The 18,238-nt window shown below is 64.5% G+C and carries 18 protein-coding genes and 1 pseudogene; 6 read left to right on the forward strand and 13 right to left on the reverse strand.

The features are described 5' to 3' along the window. Nucleotides 1–3: 3 nt before the first annotated feature. The 5 genes from F6X53_RS19080 to F6X53_RS19100 are packed head-to-tail and all read right to left on the reverse strand — an operon-like array spanning nt 4 to nt 3,546. A complete protein-coding gene (locus tag F6X53_RS19080; RefSeq protein ID WP_191970904.1) occupies nt 4–1,179 on the reverse strand; it encodes an MFS transporter in 1,176 nt (391 codons plus the stop codon). Further along, the gene (gene arsB / locus F6X53_RS19085; protein ID WP_151001783.1) at nt 1,169–2,233 is read right to left on the reverse strand and encodes an ACR3 family arsenite efflux transporter; all 1,065 of its coding nucleotides are present in this window, start codon (nt 2,231–2,233) and stop codon (nt 1,169–1,171) included. The genes F6X53_RS19080 and arsB overlap by 11 nt, the downstream gene beginning before the upstream one ends. Nucleotides 2,234–2,241: 8 nt before the next feature. After that, nucleotides 2,242–2,667 carry an arsenate reductase (glutaredoxin) gene (gene arsC, locus F6X53_RS19090; RefSeq protein ID WP_151001784.1) on the reverse strand — a complete coding sequence of 142 codons (426 nt, stop codon included), beginning with the start codon at nt 2,665–2,667 and terminating at the stop codon, nt 2,242–2,244. Beyond that, nucleotides 2,667–3,194, reverse strand: a complete 528-nt coding sequence (locus F6X53_RS19095; RefSeq protein ID WP_151001785.1) for an arsenate reductase ArsC — start codon at nt 3,192–3,194, stop codon at nt 2,667–2,669. Before F6X53_RS19095 ends, arsC begins: the two co-directional genes overlap by 1 nt. After that, entirely contained in the window at nt 3,187–3,546 is a 360-nt protein-coding gene (locus F6X53_RS19100) for an ArsR/SmtB family transcription factor (RefSeq protein ID WP_151001786.1), read from the reverse strand. Before F6X53_RS19100 ends, F6X53_RS19095 begins: the two co-directional genes overlap by 8 nt. 50 nt (nt 3,547–3,596) lie before the next feature. On the opposite strand from F6X53_RS19100, the gene arsH reads away from it, so the two are divergent. Further along, a complete protein-coding gene (arsH, locus tag F6X53_RS19105; protein WP_151001787.1) occupies nt 3,597–4,343 on the forward strand; it encodes an arsenical resistance protein ArsH in 747 nt (248 codons plus the stop codon). An 11-nt stretch (nt 4,344–4,354) separates the two neighbouring features. On the opposite strand, the pseudogene F6X53_RS33230 reads toward arsH, so the two are convergent. Together F6X53_RS33230 and F6X53_RS19115 are read right to left on the reverse strand one after the other, a co-directional pair. Next, a pseudogene (locus F6X53_RS33230) lies at nt 4,355–4,519 on the reverse strand (patatin-like phospholipase family protein); the annotation flags it as partial. Nucleotides 4,520–5,124: 605 nt separating this feature from the next. Further along, a complete protein-coding gene (locus F6X53_RS19115; RefSeq protein WP_151001788.1) occupies nt 5,125–5,853 on the reverse strand; it encodes a transporter substrate-binding domain-containing protein in 729 nt (242 codons plus the stop codon). Between the two features lie 542 nt (nt 5,854–6,395). Between F6X53_RS19115 and F6X53_RS34020 the strand changes: the two genes are divergently transcribed. Further along, nucleotides 6,396–6,641 carry a cysteine rich repeat-containing protein gene (locus tag F6X53_RS34020; RefSeq protein ID WP_191970899.1) on the forward strand — a complete coding sequence of 82 codons (246 nt, stop codon included), beginning with the start codon at nt 6,396–6,398 and terminating at the stop codon, nt 6,639–6,641. 836 nt (nt 6,642–7,477) lie between these two features. Continuing rightward, the gene (locus F6X53_RS19130; protein ID WP_151001791.1) at nt 7,478–8,323 is read left to right on the forward strand and encodes a universal stress protein; all 846 of its coding nucleotides are present in this window, start codon (nt 7,478–7,480) and stop codon (nt 8,321–8,323) included. A 45-nt stretch (nt 8,324–8,368) separates the two neighbouring features. Here the strand turns inward: F6X53_RS19130 and F6X53_RS19135 are convergent, their stop codons facing one another. The 5 genes from F6X53_RS19135 to F6X53_RS19155 form a co-directional block, all read right to left on the reverse strand. Beyond that, nucleotides 8,369–8,722: a hypothetical protein gene (locus F6X53_RS19135; protein WP_151001792.1), complete on the reverse strand. Its 354-nt coding sequence runs from the start codon at nt 8,720–8,722 to the stop codon at nt 8,369–8,371. A gap of 576 nt (nt 8,723–9,298) precedes the next feature. Then, nucleotides 9,299–10,369 (reverse strand): DMT family transporter, encoded by a 1,071-nt coding sequence (locus F6X53_RS19140; protein WP_151001793.1) that lies wholly within the window; start codon nt 10,367–10,369, stop codon nt 9,299–9,301. 75 nt (nt 10,370–10,444) lie between these two features. Further along, on the reverse strand, nt 10,445–11,404 hold the full coding sequence (locus F6X53_RS19145) for a DUF1259 domain-containing protein (RefSeq protein ID WP_151001794.1): 960 nt from the start codon (nt 11,402–11,404) through the stop codon (nt 10,445–10,447). A 41-nt stretch (nt 11,405–11,445) separates the two neighbouring features. Then, nucleotides 11,446–12,858 carry a chromate efflux transporter gene (chrA, locus tag F6X53_RS19150; protein ID WP_151001795.1) on the reverse strand — a complete coding sequence of 471 codons (1,413 nt, stop codon included), beginning with the start codon at nt 12,856–12,858 and terminating at the stop codon, nt 11,446–11,448. A 1-nt stretch (nt 12,859) separates the two neighbouring features. Further along, nucleotides 12,860–13,690 (reverse strand): chromate resistance protein ChrB domain-containing protein, encoded by an 831-nt coding sequence (locus F6X53_RS19155; RefSeq protein ID WP_151001796.1) that lies wholly within the window; start codon nt 13,688–13,690, stop codon nt 12,860–12,862. Between the two features lie 334 nt (nt 13,691–14,024). On the opposite strand from F6X53_RS19155, the gene F6X53_RS19160 reads away from it, so the two are divergent. From F6X53_RS19160 to nagA, 3 genes are read left to right on the forward strand one after another with little or no spacing between them, the layout of a single operon-like run. After that, complete coding sequence (locus F6X53_RS19160; protein WP_151001797.1) at nt 14,025–14,945, forward strand: N-acetylmuramic acid 6-phosphate etherase; 921 nt, start codon at nt 14,025–14,027, stop codon at nt 14,943–14,945. Between the two features lie 38 nt (nt 14,946–14,983). Then, entirely contained in the window at nt 14,984–15,982 is a 999-nt protein-coding gene (locus F6X53_RS19165; protein ID WP_151001798.1) for an SIS domain-containing protein, read from the forward strand. 14 nt (nt 15,983–15,996) lie between these two features. Further along, nucleotides 15,997–17,181: an N-acetylglucosamine-6-phosphate deacetylase gene (nagA, locus tag F6X53_RS19170; protein ID WP_151001811.1), complete on the forward strand. Its 1,185-nt coding sequence runs from the start codon at nt 15,997–15,999 to the stop codon at nt 17,179–17,181. A 362-nt stretch (nt 17,182–17,543) separates the two neighbouring features. Here the strand turns inward: nagA and F6X53_RS19175 are convergent, their stop codons facing one another. Continuing rightward, entirely contained in the window at nt 17,544–18,167 is a 624-nt protein-coding gene (locus F6X53_RS19175) for a DUF938 domain-containing protein (RefSeq protein ID WP_373875938.1), read from the reverse strand. Between the last annotated feature and the right edge of the window lie 71 nt (nt 18,168–18,238).

Genomic DNA, 18,238 nt, shown 5'->3' on the forward strand with positions numbered 1-18,238 from the left:
CCGTCATCGGGCTCGCCATAAGGCAGCGACCAGGACCACGTTGCTCAACGCCAACGCCGCCAGAACAAGCCACAGCGCATCGGCGCCTCCGTGCGTGAGGACGAACGCGCCGAGGACAGGGGCCAGAGCCTGAGCCACCAATCCCGGCCGCGCCAAGCGCCCAACCAAAGGGGCGTAGCGCTCCGGTCCGAACAGGGCGAGGGGCACCGTGCCTCGCGCGATCGAGTAGATCCCGTTGCCTGCCCCGTAGAGGATCAGGGCCAGAGCGACGGCAGGTAGACCAAAGGCCAGCATCACGACGCCGAGCGCCACGAGGCTCATTGCTGCCGCCAGGGTCCAGAGCGGATGATGCCGCCCCTTGCCGGCCATCTCGATCACGCGGGCCGCGACCTGGGACGGGCCGATCAGGGCGCCGAACGTGACGGCCGATGCGAGGGCCACTCCCCGCGCCTGGAGTAGCGCCAGCAGGTGCACCGAGATCAGCGTCATCACGGTGCCGCCGAGTGTGAGCACCCCGGCCATCAGCAGGAACGCACGCCGTTCACGCGGTGCCAGCGGGCTACTGGAGGCCGGACCAACAGCGGGTTCCGCTGTGTGCTTCGGAGGTGATGGGATTAAGCCCAGAACCAGCGGCAGTGAGACCCCGAGCTGCAGCCCGGCATACGCGAAGCAGGTGCCTCGCCAGCCGATATGCTCAACCAGGAACGCCGATAGTGGCCAGCTCACGGTGCTGGCGAACCCGCCCCACAGGGTCAACGTCGTGATCGCTGGCCGCGCCTCGGCGCCGTAGAGGCGGCCGAGCGTCGCGAAGGCGGGGTCGTAGAGGCCGGCTCCCATACCGACGCCGAGCAACAGCCAGCCGGCCACGAATACCGGCAGCGACGGGGCCAGACCGAGGACGACGAGGCCAAGCGCCAACACGATCGCCGAGAACGCCAGGACCGGGCGGCCCCCATGGTGGCCGATCAGCCCTCCTACGCGCGGCGAGATGAGGCCAGCAACCAACAGGCCGGCCGACAGACCGCCGATGATCCAGGACAACGGCCAGCCGGTGTCGGTGGCGATCGGCGAGGCCAGGACGGCCAAGAGGTAGAACGAGGAGCCCCAGGCGAGGATCTGCACCACGCCGAGGGCGCTGATCACCAACAGACGATGGTGGCCGAGGACCTCAGATCTCACGTGAGGCAGGCTTGAGAGCCGCCTTCCGCATAGCGCCCCGCTCATACCAGCTCTGGCTCCGATTCACGATCCAGACGACCGAGAGCATCACCGGCACCTCGATCAGGACACCTACCACCGTGGCAAGCGCCGCGCCCGAGTTGAAGCCGAACAGGCTGATGGCTGCCGCGACCGCAAGCTCGAAGAAGTTCGAGGCGCCGATCAGGGCCGAGGGGCCGGCGATGCAGTGCTGCTCGCCGGCGACGCGGTTCAGGAGGTAGGCCAACCCGGAATTCAGATAGACCTGGATCAGGATCGGCACCGCAAGAAGGCCGATCACGGCTGGCTGGGCCAGGATCTGCTCGCCCTGGAAGCCGAACAGCAGCACCAAGGTGGCGAGGAGCGCCACCAGCGACACCGGCCCCATCGTCCCGAGCACTCGGTCTAGGGCAGACTGGCCACCTGAGGCGAGCAGGCTGCGGCGGACCACCTGAGCGATGATCACCGGGACAACGATGTAGAGCACCACCGAGAGGACCAGCGTGCCCCATGGCACCGTAATGGCCGAGAGCCCGAGCAGCAGGCCGACGATCGGTGCGAAGGCGACGACCATGATGGTGTCGTTGAGCGCGACTTGGCTCAGCGTGAAGTGCGGCTCGCCGCGCGTCAGGTTCGACCACACGAACACCATCGCGGTGCAAGGCGCAGCCGCCAGGATGATCAGGCCGGCGATGTAGCCGTCGATCTGGTCAGCTGGCAGGTAGGGCCGGAACAAGTAGCCGATGAAGAGCCAGCCGAGCGCGGCCATCGAGAACGGCTTCACCGCCCAGTTGATGAAGAGGGTCACGCCGATGCCGCGCCAGTGTCGACCGACGTGGCGTAGCGAGGCGAAGTCGATCTTGAGCAGCATGGGGATGACCATGAGCCAGATCAGCACCGCGACGGGCAGGTTCACCTTCGCGATCTCGGCGTCCCCGATGACGTGGAAGACGCCCGGCATGACGTGGCCGAGGGCGATGCCGACCACGATGCACAGGGCGACCCAGATGGTCAGGTAGCGCTCGAAGGTGCTCATGTCGTTTCTCAGGCGGTGGCGACGTGGCGGCCGTGCTCGTCGACGACGCGCTCGCCGTCCTCCTTCACGAACTCGCCCTGCTGCTGCGGTAGGAGCCCCAGCACTGCCTCGGACGGGCGGCACAGGCGCACGCCCCTCGGGCTCACCACAAGCGGCCGGTTGATCAGGATTGGATGCTCCATCATGGCGTCGAGGAGCTGGTCATCGGTCAGCGACGGATTGGCCAGCTTCAGCTCGGCATAGGGCGTGCCCTTCTCACGAAGGAGATCCCGCACAGAGATCCCGGCTCGGTCGACCAGCTGTCGCAGGAGCGTCCGGGTCGGTGGGGTTTTCAGATACTCAATGACGTGCGGCTCGATGCCGGCGTTGCGGATCATCGCCAGGGTGTTGCGGGACGTGCCACAGGCGGGGTTGTGGTAGATCACCACGTCCATCACGCGACCTCCGGACGGGGCGAGGTGGCGCCCGCCTGCTGGCCGATCTCGCGAACCCACGACGTGAGCGCAACTTGGTCGAGGCTGGCGATCGGCAGGGCAACGAAGGTCGTGATGCGGTTCTTGAGGTAGCGCTGGGCCGTCACGAAGGCGGTCTTGCGCTCGATGTCCGCGCCCTCGGCTGCGGCGGGATCCTCGATGCCCCAGTGCGCTGTCACCGGCTGGCCCTGCCAGTAGGGGCAGGTCTCGCCGGCGGCGTCGTCACAGACCGTGAAGACGGAATCCATGACCGGCGCGTCGGACCGGGCGAACTCGTCCCAGCTCTTCGAGTGCAGCCCCTCGGTCGAGTAGTCGGTCTCTCGCAGCACCTGCAGAGCGAGCGGGTTCACGTCTGGCTTCGGCTGGCTACCGGCCGAGAACGCGCGGAAGCGACCGCCGCCCTCCTTGTTCAGCATGGCTTCGGCCAGGATCGAGCGGGCCGAGTTGCCGGTGCAGAGGAACAGGACGTTGTAGACGCGCTCAGGCATGGAGGGTGTCTCCGGTGGGGCAGTTGCAGGCGGCGAGCGCGGCGACAGCCGGGTTGCAGACCTCCGGATGGCCCTGGCAGCAGTCGCGCATGAGGAACTGGACGAGGTCCGACAGGCCGGCGTAGGCGGCGCTGTAGATGACCGACTTGCCCTCGCGCCGGGACGTAATCAGCCCGGCATGGGAGAGCTCCTTGAGATGAAAGGATAGGTTCGTGCTCGCGATGCCGACCGTGTCGGCGAGCACGCCGGCCGCGAGCCCGTCGGGGCCAGCTGTGACGAGGGCACGCACGACTCGAAGACGGTGCTCCTGACCGAGGGCTGCGAAGGCGGCGAGGGCTTGTCGTTCGTCCATCGATAGGCCTATATATCAACTATTGTTGAAGCGTAGAGGAACACATCGTCTTGGACAAGCCCGAGCAGTCGTTCTCCGACGGGATGCCCAACGTGAGCGAGGCACACTTCGAGGTGCCGACGCACGATCGCGTTCATACCGCCACGCCGTTCACTCACGCCCCACGTCTCCTGATCCTCTACGGCTCGCTGCGGGAGCGCTCGTTCAGCCGGTTCCTGGCCTACGAGGCCGCGCGGTTGCTGGAGGCCATGGGCGGAGAGGTGCGCATCTACGACGCCCAGGGCCTTCCACTGCCGGACGATGCCACCGCCGACCACCCCAAGGTGCAGGAGCTGCGCGCCCTCTCAATCTGGTCCGAGGGTCAGGTCTGGGTTTCGCCCGAGCGCCACGGCAACCTGACGGGCGTGATGAAAAGCCAGATCGACTGGCTCCCGCTGAGCGAGGGGTCGGTGCGGCCGACCCAGGGGCGCACGCTGGCCGTGATGCAGGTCTCGGGTGGCTCGCAGTCCTTCAACGCCGTGAACAGCCTGCGCGTGCTCGGGCGCTGGATGAGGATGATCACCATCCCGAACCAATCCTCGGTGCCGATGGCCTATAAGGAGTTCGACGAGGCCGGCCGAATGAAGCCGGGGCCGCTCTACGACCGCGTGGTCGACGTGTGCGAGGAGCTGATGAAGTTCACGCTGCTGACGCGCGAGCGGGCCGACTACCTCGTCGACCGCTACAGCGAGCGCAAGGAGCGCGAGCCCCAGCGGCTCAAAGCGGTTGCCGCCGACATCGGGTTCGCGAAGCGGTAGACCTCACAGTCCTCGACCGCGTCGAGCTTCCCAGCCGCGTGGCAGCCCCCGACGACCGCGCCAACGGAGCAGCCGGCGATGATGTCGGGCATAATCCCGGCATCCAGCAGCGCTTGGAGGACGCCAATATGCGCCCAGCCTCGCGCCGCTCTCGAACCAAGAGCGAGGCCGAGCCGGAGAGATCTCTAGCTCGACTGGACGAGAGGCTCATCTGGCGGTTCCAACACCGGCTGCGCACCGTCTCGTCCGAACCAGTCGACGCCCATATCGTCCCTACCATGTTTCCAGGGAGATAATGGCACAGGTTTGCCTACTGCTGAGCCGACGCATCCTGGATCTTTATCGGTAATCTTAAAGAGCAGGCGCAGGGATGCGCCAATGACGGGTTAGCGCAACGAGACTCGGTGTTAGGCGCAGGAGCCGCAGCGGAATACTGATCCCAACATGGCGTCCTCTCGACAGAGGGGGCAGCCGTTATGCTCTACCGTTCGACGCGTCACCGGCCGACAATCGCGCTCGACGCACAGTTCGGCTCGCACAACGAAGTCCCAGAGAACCGCACAGTGGGTGAAGGGCATGGACCCTGGGCCCACTTGGATCCGGAACACACCCTGGGATACTGCCCGACAGCACCGACATGGGCGATTTTGGCGAAGTGCCGGCGAGGCATGCTGGCCGCTCAATGTATCTCACATCATGGGCCGGATGATCGAGCCGTCCCGGTCACGGGCTGATTGAAAAAGACTTGTCAACGCCACTTCGAGCGGCGGCCTTGCGACGCTTAGCGGCGAGCGAGGCTTGCGAGAGCGTTGTCGAGCATGCGGTCGATTTTACCGTAGACCTTGAGGCTCTCGATCGCCTGGTCGAGGAAGCAGAGGAGGGTGCGATCACCCTTCTTGACAGCCATGCCGAAGGGCTTTGGGTCGAACCTGTCCCCGATGTCGATGATCGAATAGCGCTCTGGATGGGCCGAGCCAGCCCGCAACATGGTCAGGTTGATCATGTCATTCGAGGCCGCGTCGGCTTCACCCTTGTCGATCGCATCGAGGTTTCCAGCACTGAGGGGGGTGATGACGAGCGTGGCGTCCAGAAGAGAGGGAAGCGCCGCGCGCATCCTGCGCAGCGAAACCGAGCCGTCAGTCACCGCGATGCGCTTGCCCTTCAGGTCCTCGAAACGAGTGATGGAGCTCTCCTTCGGAACGAGAAGCCCCTCCCGCGTCACGCAATAGGGCGCGGAGAAATCCACCTGCTCGGCGCGATCGGGCGTGATCGTCAACTGGGACACGACGAAATCGACGCGACCCTTCTGCAGATCCTGGATTCGTTCCGCGTCCGTGACCTGGAAGAAGTCGACATGGTCCGCCGAGCCGAAGATCTTCTCGCCCACAGCTCTCGCAAGATCCGCCTCGAATCCCGTGATGGTGCCGGTCTGCGGGCTCTTGTAGCCCATGCCTGGAATATCGAAGGAAACGCCCGCGATCAGCCGCCCGTCCGATTGAAACCGGTCCATAGCACCTCGCACCGCTTACGGTCTATTAGGTCTTGAGCCAGTCGAGAGCCGCTGCGAGGGAGAGAACGCCCATGGCGCCTGAGGTGGTCTGCTCGTAGCGCGTTGCGGTAGCACGCCAATCTTTCAAGTGGGCCCAGTGCCGCTCGACCTGCTTGCGATTGTTGTCCATCCAGGCGGAGTAGGCAACACTCAGGATGCCTTGAGCGCAACGCGAGCACGAGGGTCGCCGTTTTCAGGTTGGTTCGCTTGCGCTTATCGGCCAACGCGGACAGCGACATCTCCACGTGAGTGCGCCTTGGAGCCAATCCACTTAAGCTAGAGCACGGATCCCAAAACAAAAAATCGGCTTAATGAGCGCAGCCGCACATAGGGTGGTATCTACTTGGGAAGTTGCGTTATCATGCCAATATGGCTATTTTTATGTTTCGACGCGAGTGGTGCGACCAAGATCTTGCTATCGTAGTTGCTATTCGAAAACTAGTCTTAGATTTTATAAATTTGTCAAATTCCGGACGGAAAGCTCTAAAAAGGAGGATTCTTCCATGCGATATTTGTCTCTTGTTATAGCTTTGGCTCTGGTTCCAATAAGCGCGGCGAGTGCCCAGCCAGGCGGTTCACCAGGAACAGAAGAGATAACACCCGCCCTTCGGCAGGCCTGTGATAGCGACTACAAGCGTCTTTGTTCGGGTATTCAACCTGGTGGTGGTCGTATCCTTCAGTGTTTCAGGACGCATGCGAAAGATCTGTCAGAGCCCTGTCGTAATGCGCTGTCTGATCACAAGTCATAAGCGAAGAATTCTAATTTGCGGGCGCATCTAGGCTGAGCTAATCAAAGATTGCGCCCTTTGGGCGCAGTAGCTGAAAAGGGTGCCAGAGATTTAAAATGGAATCTATGTTAGATTTTACCTCTGGTTTGAAGGATAAACTTAGCGAATTATCTTGATGGCGTATGGGGATGGTGTATTCGCAGCCTTCTTCGACGCCAGATGATCCCCGCGGAGCTTTGTAGCGAAAATCTCTTTATTTCAGAACGCAACTCCAAGAAATAGGCTTCTGCGATGAAGACGCTGCTGGTCCCTGTCCTGGGTCGTGATGGTCTGAAGGCGATCGTCGACACCGCCTGCCTCGCCAGGCAGCGCTTCGGTGCCGCCAAGCCTCTAGAAGGCCCAGGGCGGCTGCCAGCACGGTGAGCCATTAGGCGCCACCGATCGGCTACTCAGGCGTTTTAAGCTCAATGACGATCTGGGAAGGAGAAGCGTATTCGTGGCAACCCTGGGCTGCCTGGAGGAATCGGCCTGATGCTCCTCGCCGCAACGGTCGCGCATGCCGAGCCACCGAAGCCGGCCGTGTTCGACTTCCGACTCGCCCACCAGAGAGCTCTCAGGCCGACAGATGCCGACCGGGCACGACTCGGTCCGTTGATGCTACGCTCAATCAGAGAAACGGTGCCATGAGCGAGACCGGCGTCCGTTCCTCAACCTCTGGCCCTTTTCGTCGATGTTGTGCTGCAGCGCAAACTTCGACGTCGGCTCAGCAATCGTCACGCACGCTCCTGAGTGTTGGACGTTTCCATCCGAAGTCCCTCATGCCCGAGGGCAGCGTTTGCAGGGTGTAGGAGGGCGAGGTGAAGACGTTCTTTGTCCCAATCACCGAGCATGATGGACTCGATACCGTCGTCGCAACGGCTGCCCTTGCCGCCGAGCGCTTCGCTGGTGTTATCGAAGGGTCCTGCATCCTGCCCGCCCTCGCAGACTACCTGGAGTTCGCTGACGAACTGCCGTGGTCACGTGGCGACCGAACACAGTGGGCTGATCGCTTACAAGCGGAAGAACTCGCCTTCCACGAGGCATTCGCAGCAGCCTTGACGCGGCGGGCGATCCGCGAGGCCGGCACACCCGGTTCTGGTCCGTGCTATCGCTGGCATGCCGGTCCGCTGGCTGGTGATCACGCCATGAGCCAGTATTCGCGCTTGTTCAGCGTGACGGTGGTCAAGCGTCCTGCCTACGCCAAACCCAGTTTCAGCACGGATAGTTTCGAGGCGCTTCTCTTCGAGGGCGGTCGCCCGGTTCTGATCAGTCCGCCTACTCCTCCTACATCACTGGGCGAGAACATCTTGATCGCCTGGAACAGTTCGACAGAGGCGGCCCGTGCGGTTGCGCTTGCCATGCCATTCCTTCGACAAGCGAAGCACGTGGTCGTTTTGCAGGTCGAAGGCAGTAATGTTCCCGGTCCCTCCGCACAGGATTTTGCAAGTGTCCTAAAGGAGGAAGGAATTCCGGCGCGAGGTCGCACCATTCCGGCGAGTGAATTCAGCTCAGGTGAGGTCTTCTTGTTGGAAGCTCGAGCGCTCGGCTGCGATCTCTTGATCAAGGGTGCTTACACGCAGAGTCGCTTGCGCCAGTTTTTCTTCGGTGGTGCGACAAGCCACATTCTGCATCACGCGAACCTGCCGGTGCTCACGGCGCACTGACGCAGCCAACTCGCATCCGGTGCGAGCTGATGACGACTAGCACGATCACGCGCTGGCGAGACCAACGATTGGTGCGCAGCGCGCCCGGAAAGTCCACTTGCCACTGGGAAGGCCGGCCCACTTCACCGGTTGCCCCGCAGCGAGCTGTTCCAGCGTCGCAGCACGGCTCTGGCACGCGTAGAGACCGTTCCAGGGATGGGTTGCCGGGGACGTGCGAAGCGGCCGGCATTCGTCGTTCAGACAGGCGCGCAGTTCCAGTCGGTAGCCAATGGTCTCGGCGCGGGCCGACGTCAGCCAGCCGGCATAGATGACCAGAAAGCCGAACCAGGCCAGCCGTGAGCAGATGTGCCAGACCGCGAATGTCGGCTTTGCGTTTGAAGCAACGGTGCGGGCAGTCATCGAGTGCATCCTTGCGGCGCAAATCGAAGTGCCGAACAACCGACCTCGATTGCTAGGACTCGACAATGCCATCGCTGTCCTGCTGTCACTGTGACGTCCATCACGAGTTCCCAACAACCAGGGTTCCGGAGGACGTCCTTACGATTTCCGGCCGATGCGGAATGCCCTGAGAGTCGGGTGGGACTTCGAGAAAAACCCACACCGGCGGCCGCATCGCTCTCTGCTCGACGCCGCCGCGTTCTTTGCCTTGGGTCTCGCGACCAAGCCTCTCAGGAGGCACAGAGCGGCTTTTGGCAGGGCGAGCCATTTAAACCCGCATCGATGCTCGCGAATCCAGCCAGTGCGCCTGGTAGGCGATCCTGCAGCGCATTCTTACGAGAGCGAGGACATCCTTGCTGTTAGTCAACGGGCGTCAGGGCTGAGGGCGATACGACAATCGGATCCAGTCAAATGGACCTCAAGCGTATTCCCACCTGGAACGCCCCGATTTTTACTTTTCAACTAACGCTAGATCGAGAGGGTGCTGGCTGATCGGAGGTTGTGGCCAATATCACGTTCGTGAAGCGCTCGAAGCGTTTAGCTATGCCGGTGCCCGTGCCGATGGTGCAAATCCGGGTAATGGACGTGCTTGTGCCGCATCGGCTCGTGCCGGTGCCAGTGTGAATGCGGCTCCGTCGCTGGTCCGTCGTCAACGTGCTGGTGGTGCTCGTCATGCACGTGGCTGTGCTCGTGCTCCATCGCCTCATGCTCATGTTCATGATCGTGTCGCTCGGCCAGGTGAAACCAGAGACCAATGCCCATGAGTAGCCCAGCGACAACGAGTTGCGCCGTCACTGGCTCATGCAAGAGCACCAAGGCCACTACCGCGCCGATGAAGGGCGCGAGAGAGAAATACGCCCCAGTCCGCGCTGCACCGAGATGACGTAAGGCCAGGACGAACAGCACGAGGCTGACGCCAACACCCAGGAACCCTACGATGGCCGCCGCGCTGATCGTGCCGATCGACGGGAGGTCTGCGCCTCGCGCCAGGCCCAGCGCGAGGTTCACGCTCCCGGCTGCGAGGCCCTTGATGAGGGAGATCAGCACCGGGTCGGCCGAGGACAGCTTGCGGGTCAGGTTGTTGTCGATCCCCCAAGCAAGGCAAGCCGCTGCGATCAGCAGGGCGCCACGATCGAAGCGGACTCCCTGTCCCTGCCAGGACAGCACGACGGCTCCTGCGAGGATGGCCGCAGCCCCGAGCAGCAGCCGCTGGTCGACGTTCTCGCGGAACACCAGCCAGGCGATCCCCATGGTCGCCAGCCCTTCGAGGTTGAGCAGCAACGAGCCCGAAGAGGCGGACGTCTGGGACAGGCCGAGCATCAGGAACAGCGGACCGGCGACGCCGCCGAACAGCACCACGACTGCCAGCCATGGCAGGTCAGAACGCCGTAAGGGTGCCTCCGGCGCCACGATGCCGAGCACCGCGCGTCCGGCGTGGACAGCGGAGAGACCGACACCTGCGCCCAGGTAGAGCAAGCCAGCGAGGAGCTGCGGATCCGTGCTGTCGAGCAGCAGCTTGGCGAAAGGTGCCGAAGCCCCGAACAGGATAGCCGAGGCGAGCGCCAGCGGCACGCCGGGCCACATGTGAGAGTGGGTATGATCAGGCATGTCGCACCTTAGCACCCGGCGGCTCACTCGCGCCGCCGGCGCCAACTCGAGCATCTGCGGATCGCAGTCGCCGCATCAGGTTTTGGCGATTTTCACTTGGTCGAGGGCGTCGCGCAGCCCTTTCGCGAGCTTGGCCGCATCGTCGTTGGCCCAGAAGTGCATGAAGAACAGCCGCGGCTCGTCGTCGAGCATGTGGTTGTGCAAGGCCGTGACCTCTATGTCGTTGGCCCGCAGCGCTTTGATCACCGGGTTGACCTCGTCGGCCGTGAGCACGAAGTCACCGATGATGGCGGCCTTGCCGCCGCCGGTCGGCTGGAAATTGATGGCGATGGCCGAGCCCATCGCCTCCGGCACCACCATGCCGTGGTCCTTCGGCGTCTCTGCCCGGGGCACGCTAACGGCATAGACGCCACCGTTCACCTTACCCTTGCGCCCGATGGTCCGTTCGATGGTCCCCGTGTCGAGGTCGAGCGCTTGATCCGGGACCGTAGCCTGCACTGGCACAGGCCCTTCTCCTGCCGAGGCTGGGCCAGCTTTGCCCGACGGTGGCGTCCCGCCGGCAGTCGCACCGCCGAAGGGAGTTCTGCTCGCGCCCAGAGCCTCGCGCAGCGTCTCGGAGAGCTTGCTCGGGGTCCCGTGTCCCGAGACGTGCATGTAGAGGGTGCTCGGCGAGGCGCGCAGGAGGTGGTTGTGCACGGCCGTGATCTCCACGCCGTTCTCGACCAGGCGCCTCATCACCGGATTGACCTCGTCCTCCGTGAGCACGAGGTCGCCCATGACCATGACGTCGCTGTCACCCGTCTTCTGGAAGGCGAGCCATGAGCCCAAGGCGAACGCGGGCTTCAGCTGCACGCCGTCGAGCGTGACCTTGAGGTCGGTGCGAGGTAGCCCAACCCGGTAGACGTTGCCCGGCATCGCGGTCCCGGGCTTGCCGAGGCCCGTGGCGATGGCCTGCTGCCACTCCTCGGCCGCCGGTGCCGCGTTCACGCAGGCCACGAGGCCGAGGAGTGCGATGGTGCCGGTCGACAGACGCATGGTCATCTCCGTTGTTGTCGCTGTAGGTCTCCTGGATCGCGTCAGACCAGTCCTGTCAGGTGCAGGGCCATGCCGGTCGCGGAGCATGCTGCGAGGGTCAGGATCATGCCGACCTTGAAGCGGAACACGGCAACGAGCGCTGCCACCGCGAGCAGCAGGGCGTAGGGGTTGAGGCTCGCGAGCACCGGCAGATCAACCCGGATCGGGCCAGCCGCGAAGGGGCGCACCTCGGCAAAGATCGTGTGGAGCGCGAACCAGACCGCGAGGTTCAGGATGACGCCAACGACTGCCGCTGTGATGGCTGCCAGTGCCCCTGCCAGTGCTCGGTTGCCACGCAGCCGCTCGACGTAGGGCGCGCCGAGGGAAATCCAGAGGAAGCACGGCGCGAAGGTCACCCAGGTGGTGAGCAGGCCGCCGAGCGTCCCGGCCACGAGCGGCGGCAGCGCGCCGGGTGCCCGATAGGCTGCCAGGAAGCCGACGAACTGGGTCACCATGATCAGCGGCCCTGGCGTCGTCTCGGCCATGCCGAGCCCGTCCAGCATCTCACCTGGCTGGAGCCAGCCGTAATGGTCCACCGCCTGCTGGGCGACGTAGGCCAGCACCGCGTAGGCGCCCCCGAAGGTCACCATCGCCATCTGCGAGAAGAACAGCGCGACCTGCGCGAACACATTGCCGGGCCCGAGCAGGACGAGGATGAGCGCCACCGGCACCAGCCAGATCGCGCCCCAGATGCTCAGGACGCGCAGGGCGTGCCCGTGCGAGGGGCGCTCCTGCGGGAGCTCGTCGTCGCCGAGAAGATAGGGGCCACCATCGTCCTTACCGGAGGTGCCGTGCCCGCCGCCCGCCCGGAACTGCGGCAGCCCGGCCCGGCCACCGAAGTAGCCGATCACTCCTGCCGTTAGAACGATCAGCGGGAAAGGCACGTCGAGGAAGAAGATCGCCACGAAGGACGCGGCCGCGAGCGCGACCAGGACCCGGCTTTTGAGTGCCTTCCGGCCGATGCGCAGCACGGCTTGCGCAACGATCGCCAGCACCGCGGCTTTGAGGCCGAAGAACAGGCCGGCGACGAGACCGACATTGCCGTAGAGCGCGTAGATCCAGCTCAGGGCCATGATGGCGACGACGCCCGGCAGCACGAACAGGCCCCCAGCCAGAAGTCCGCCGCGGGTGCCGTGCATGAGCCAACCCACGTAGGTGGCGAGCTGCTGCGCCTCTGGCCCTGGCAGGAGCGTGCAGAAATTGAGGGCGTGCAGGAAGCGGTTTTCGGAGATCCAGCGCCGCTCCTCGACGAGGATGCGGTGCATGACGGCGATCTGCCCGGCGGGGCCGCCGAACGAGAGCGCCGCGATCCGGGCCCAGATCGGCAGAGCCTGGGCGATCGTCACAGCTTGCGGGGCGGCATGGGGGGTCGTCTCCTGCCTCGGAACGGAGTTGCTGAGAGCGGCACCGGCCATATCAGGACCTCGGCTTGGGCTTGTTGGTCGGCCAGTTGTGGGTCTCGTCGGTGGCGTCGCGGCACCAGCGATAGAAGGCGTCGTAGAGGGTCATGCCGGCCTCGAGCTGCTCCAGGTCGTCGGCGTAGATCCGCGATAGGCCGAGCGAGGCCGCGAGGAGCCCAGCGGCCTCGGGTGCGAGGTCGGGCCGTGCGGTGTCGGCTCCCCGAACGAGGGTGGCGAGGTGCAGGAGCGGCGGCGTTGAAAGCCCGAGCTCTTCGACCATGACGTCGAAGGTGCAGAGCTCGCCCCGATGGCTCCAGAACACACCAGGATCATCGATGTCGAAAGCTGCCCCCCCAAAGCGCTCGGCGACCCGGCCGACCTCAAAGGGCGGAACGAACAGAATGATCGCTTCGGGATCGATGAAGCGGCGGATCAGCCAGGGGCAGGCGATCCGATCGACCTTGGGCCGGGAGCGCGTCACCCAGACCGTGCGGCCGTTCAAGTCGCGATGCGGCAGCTTGGCCTCGGGGACCATCGGCAGGCTGGCCGCAGCCCAAGCCTCGACCCCGCCTTCCAGGGTCTCGGCATCGACGCCGACATGGCGGAGATAGGCGGCGGTGCCGTGGCTGAGATCCCGTCCGTGCCGGCAGGCGGCGACAACGCTTCGGCCGATGAGGTCCCGGGACCAGTCGGCGATGTCGGTGAGGGAGCGGCGGACGCTGGCAGGGATCAGGCGGGGATCATCGCTAAACGCATCGTCCGGCCTGACGTCGATGACGACTGGGCAGCCGAGCGTGCCGACGAGGCGTGCGAGCTTGTCTACGGAGATGGAGTTGGGCGTAGCCATGACGCGTCCTTGCATCGAATGCAGAGTGGACGCGATTCTTCGGCCGGAGCCTCGTCGGGAGATCGCTTCCCGATGCCCTAAGATAGTCCCTCTGATCGCTCTCCTGTCAACCCGAATAGCTGCGGACAAGATGCGGGTTTCTCCTTGTAACAAGTCCAAACGCTTGATTGGTGTGGTCAGGCCAGAGAGAAAGCTCGCTGCCAATCTTCAGCCTCCCGCGTCAGCAGCCTTTGTCCATCCGCCCGCGTTTACCGAACCCAGCGCGTCATGCCGCCGTTGAAGACGGCACCAGCGCGCGCCTTCGAACTGCGCGCTGCCGCAAGGATTTGGACAGATGCACACTGAGGACGCCAGTGCCCGTTACGTTGACCTTGACGCCTGGGGAAGCCTCGATGTGCTCCACACCCTCTGGGAGGGACAGCTTGCGGCTGTAGCCGCGGTTGGCCCAGCACTCCGTGCGATTGCTGCCGCCGCGGACGCCGCTGAGGCAGGTCTTCGCCGCGAGGGGCGCCTGTTTTACGTCGGCGCCGGCACCTCGGGCCGGATCGGCATCCAAGACGGGGCGGAATTGCCCCCTACCTTTGACTGGCCTGAGGAGCGAATCGGCTTTGCCATCGCTGGCGGCGACACGGCCATACTACAGGCTGTGGAAGGCGCTGAAGACTCGGCAGCGGACGCAACGGCATGGATCGCAGCGGCAGAAATCGGACCGAACGATATCGTCGTCGGTCTGTCCGCCAGCGGGACCACACCTTTCACGCTCTCTGCTTTGAAGGGCGCCCGCGCGCGCGGTGCCATCACTGTGGGTGTCGCGAACAATCCCGACACGCCGATCCTGCAAGACTGCGCCTACCCAATCCTCGTGGCCACGGGTCAGGAGGTGATCGCCGGCTCCACGCGGATGAAGGCAGGAACGTCGCAGAAGGTTGTTCTCAATCTGCTCTCGACGCTGATCATGATCCGGCTTGGCCGGGTCTATCGCGGTCGCATGGTCGCGATGCGAGCCACGAACCAGAAATTGCGCGCCCGAAGTGTCGCCATGGTGGCCCAGCTTGCGGAGTGCGGCAGCGACGTCGCAACCCGCGCAATCGCGGAAGCTGATGGTGACATCAAGCTAGCCGTGCTGATCGCGACAGGTGCTGCCCGAGATCAAGCCGAGCACCTCCTCGCGCATCACGATGGGGATCTGCGCCGCGCGATCGCGGCGACGGACAGAGACGATGCTGCGTTCAGTAGAATGGGGCGCAACGCGTGATGCCGGCAGAGCCAGATACTGTCCCGCCAGCGAGCTTCATGGCACGTGAGATCATGGAAGTGCCCCACGTAGCGGGGCGCTTATGCAGGGGTGTAGGCGAGGTGGAGCGTGTCTCCGCCGAGCTGTCGCGGCGCACCTTTCCATTCGTTGTTGTGTGTGGCCGGGGCAGCTCCGGGCATGCAGGTGTCTACCTGCGCTACCTCATCGAGACTCGGCTTGGCCTCGCCGTGTCTGCATCGGCGCCTTCCGTTGTCACGAGCTACGATCGCGTGCCACAGGTCGCGGGAGCACTGTTCATCGTCATCTCGCAGTCCGGCCGCTCTCCCGACCTTGTTGCGGCCACCCAAGCTGCCAGGGCGGGTGGTGCGCTGACGCTCGCGATCGTCAATGACGATGCCTCACCCGCAGCGTGCGCAGCCGAGCTTGTGCTACCCATCTGTGCGGGCCCAGAGCATGCGGTTGCGGCGACAAAGACGGTGGTGAACTCCTTCGTTGCAAGCGCGGCCCTCGTCGCGCGTTGGGCGGAAGACCGTGCTCTCGCGGACAGTCTCGCCGCCCTTCCCACGCGCCTCGCTGGGGCACTCGCGCTCGACTGGTCCGCATGGACTTCAGACCTTTCGCAGGCGCCTGCCGCCTTTTTAACCGGACGCGGGCACGGGCTCGGCACAGTGCGTGAGATCGCGCTAAAGCTCTCGGAAACCTTACGACTACCTGCGCTCGGCTACAGTGCCGCGGAGCTCCGGCACGGACCGCGCGCCTCGATCTCGAACGTAACTCCGGTGCTGGCATTGCGTCAGGCTGACTCGGTCGCCGAGGGCATCGACGATCTCGTGCAAGATCTCCGGCAGGCCGGCGCCCGGTTGCATACCTGCGGCGGCCCCGCTGGCACTCTGCCTTGGTTGTCCGATAGTCATCCCGCCTGCGATCCAATTGTGATGCTCCTGCCCGCCTACCGGGCGATCGAGCGCGAGGCGCGCCGCCGTGGCCTTGATCCTGATGCACCCACTGGATTGACCAAAGTCACGGAGACGCTGTGAAGGTCTCCCATGCCTTGTCGCTGCCTGATCTTGTGATCGCAGCCGAGCGCGTCTTCGATGGCGAGGTGCTTTATCGCGACCGCTTCGTTGTCGTGCGCGACGGGCGCATTGCGGACGTGACATCCAATCCAGCGCCTGCAGCTCACCTCATCCGCTTGCCGCCAGGTGCGCTCCTGGCACCAGGCTTCGTCGATGTGCAGGTGAACGGAGGCGGCGGCGTCCTCCTCAACGATGACCCAAGCCCAGTTGGCATCGGGTGCATTGCGGCAGCCCACCGCCGCCTCGGCGGAACGACTGCTCTCCTGCCGACGCTGATCAGCGATACGCGGCCGGTGATCCAAGCAGCGATCGAGGGCGTAGCTGCGGCCATCGCGGCCGGCGTGCCAGGCATTTTGGGCATTCACTTGGAGGGACCGTTCCTAAGTCCACACCGCCCGGGCATCCATGATCCTGCGCGCTTCGCAGCATTTCTGCCAAGCGATCTCGAGCTCCTCACCCAATTGGGCGATCAAGGTATTACGCTCATCACTCTCGCGCCCGAGGTCGTGCCGCCTGGCACTGTTGCGGCCCTCGTCGCCCGAGGCGCGCTCGTAAGCGCGGGACACACAGCGGATGACGGAGCCGCGATCCGAGCCGCGCTCGAGGAAGGCCTCACTGGCGTGACGCACCTCTTCAACGCGATGTCGCAGCTCGCGTCTCGTGAGGCAGGTGCCGTCGGCATCGCGCTCACCGACGACCGTGCCTTCACGGGAATCATCGCGGACGGGCATCACGTTGGCGATACGGCACTAGCCGTTGCGCGGCGCATGAAGGGAGCAGGGCGCCTGATGCTTGTGACCGACGCAATGCCGCCGGTCGGAGATCCGGAGACGCTCGCGACCTTCACGCTGTTTGGGCGCACGATTCGCCGCGATGGTGACCGTCTCACGGGCTCAGATGGCACGCTCGCAGGTTCGGCGCTGACGATGGCGGGAGCTGTCCGCCATATGACGACACGTGGAGGTGCACCCATCGAGGAGGCACTAGCAATGGCCGCGCTGACGCCGGCCCGCTTCCTCGGTCTTGATAACCAGATCGGACGGCTTGCACCCGGCTATCGCGCCAATCTGGTCGCACTCGACCAAGAGCTATCTGTGCTGGGCACCTGCATCGGGGCCGACCTCGACTTCCCGAACGGGCCTTCTGCCTCAGCTGCATAGCGCTCCGGAGTGAGTCGTCGATTTGGGTGCACGTAGTAGGAGTAGGAGGTCGACCCCACGGCAAGCTGCACGACAGAACCCAACTAGCCGCGCTGATTGGTGAACGCCCCCTGACAAGGCTTGTCGTGTTCTGACGCTGGCCTTGTCAGGGGGCATTCAATACGAGGCGCAAGTGGCTTCCACAGGAGACGAAGTCCCAGACTGCGACGCTCTTCACGAGGGCCTTGCACTCTGGGCTCGCCACCAACTGCATCATGCCCTTGGATCAAGGGGCGTCCTGGTAGGGAAAGTTTTTGCGGCCCAGCATCGGTGTCCTTTAATCGGCACATCCGAGGATCAGACCCGATGCTTGCAATGGCGATTCACGCACCAGCTTTCCTCAGGACCACGCTGAGGTTGTTTGCTGGCATGGAGATCCGGTCGGCGAGGCGCAGGCCGTGCTCGGCCGCAACAGCAAGGACGTCTTCGAGGTCGCGCACGCCCCAGTTCGGATCGCGGGCACGCAGATCTTCGTCAAAGTCCGCGTTGCTCGCGGCCGTGTGCGCGCCGTGAATCCGGAAGGGGCCATAGAGATAGAGCGGGCTGCGATCCCGGAGCAGGCGGCCGGCGCCTGCGATGAGGCCCTCGGTTGCTGCCCAGGGCGCGATGTGGATCATGTTGATGCAGACGATCGCGTCCGCTTGCGTCATAGGCCAATCCTGCGCTCGAGCATCGAGTTCGACTGCCGCGAGGAGGTTCGGCAGACCCGCGGCGCGGGCATGTGCAGCAATGCTCCCAAGTGCTCTTCGGTCTGGATCGCTCGGCTGCCATTGCAGGTCCGGCAAGGCAGTGGCGAAGCGCACCGCGTGCTCGCCCGACCCGCTAGCCACCTCCAGAACATGGCCGCCGCGCGGTAGGACATCCCGCAGGACGCCGAGAATCACTGCCCCGTTGCGGGCCGCGGCGGGCGCGAACAGGGCCTCGTTGGTGGCGCTCTCGCCGCTCAAGATGCATCTCCCGCGAATTCTGCCTGGGGCCGGCGGCGTGACAGGACAATCCGTCCGTGCGCCTCCCTCCC

Origin of the sequence: Methylobacterium soli (assembly GCF_008806385.1) — a bacterium.
GTDB lineage: Bacteria > Pseudomonadota > Alphaproteobacteria > Rhizobiales > Beijerinckiaceae > Methylobacterium > Methylobacterium soli.

What these genes read in the sequence shown, in the direction of transcription:
- arsB (WP_151001783.1), bottom strand. Translation starts at nt 2,233, where the DNA reads ATGAGCACCTTCGAGCGCTACCTGACCATCTGGGTCGCCCTGTGCATC.
- arsC (WP_151001784.1), bottom strand. Translation starts at nt 2,667, where the DNA reads ATGGACGTGGTGATCTACCACAACCCCGCCTGTGGCACGTCCCGCAAC.
- F6X53_RS19095 (WP_151001785.1), bottom strand. Translation starts at nt 3,194, where the DNA reads ATGCCTGAGCGCGTCTACAACGTCCTGTTCCTCTGCACCGGCAACTCG.
- F6X53_RS19100 (WP_151001786.1), bottom strand. Translation starts at nt 3,546, where the DNA reads ATGGACGAACGACAAGCCCTCGCCGCCTTCGCAGCCCTCGGTCAGGAG.
- F6X53_RS19115 (WP_151001788.1), bottom strand. Translation starts at nt 5,853, where the DNA reads ATGGACCGGTTTCAATCGGACGGGCGGCTGATCGCGGGCGTTTCCTTC.
- F6X53_RS34020 (WP_191970899.1), top strand. Translation starts at nt 6,396, where the DNA reads ATGCGATATTTGTCTCTTGTTATAGCTTTGGCTCTGGTTCCAATAAGC.
- F6X53_RS19135 (WP_151001792.1), bottom strand. Translation starts at nt 8,722, where the DNA reads ATGACTGCCCGCACCGTTGCTTCAAACGCAAAGCCGACATTCGCGGTC.
- F6X53_RS19140 (WP_151001793.1), bottom strand. Translation starts at nt 10,369, where the DNA reads ATGCCTGATCATACCCACTCTCACATGTGGCCCGGCGTGCCGCTGGCG.
- F6X53_RS19145 (WP_151001794.1), bottom strand. Translation starts at nt 11,404, where the DNA reads ATGCGTCTGTCGACCGGCACCATCGCACTCCTCGGCCTCGTGGCCTGC.
- chrA (WP_151001795.1), bottom strand. Translation starts at nt 12,858, where the DNA reads ATGGCCGGTGCCGCTCTCAGCAACTCCGTTCCGAGGCAGGAGACGACC.
- F6X53_RS19155 (WP_151001796.1), bottom strand. Translation starts at nt 13,690, where the DNA reads ATGGCTACGCCCAACTCCATCTCCGTAGACAAGCTCGCACGCCTCGTC.
- F6X53_RS19160 (WP_151001797.1), top strand. Translation starts at nt 14,025, where the DNA reads ATGCACACTGAGGACGCCAGTGCCCGTTACGTTGACCTTGACGCCTGG.
- F6X53_RS19165 (WP_151001798.1), top strand. Translation starts at nt 14,984, where the DNA reads ATGGCACGTGAGATCATGGAAGTGCCCCACGTAGCGGGGCGCTTATGC.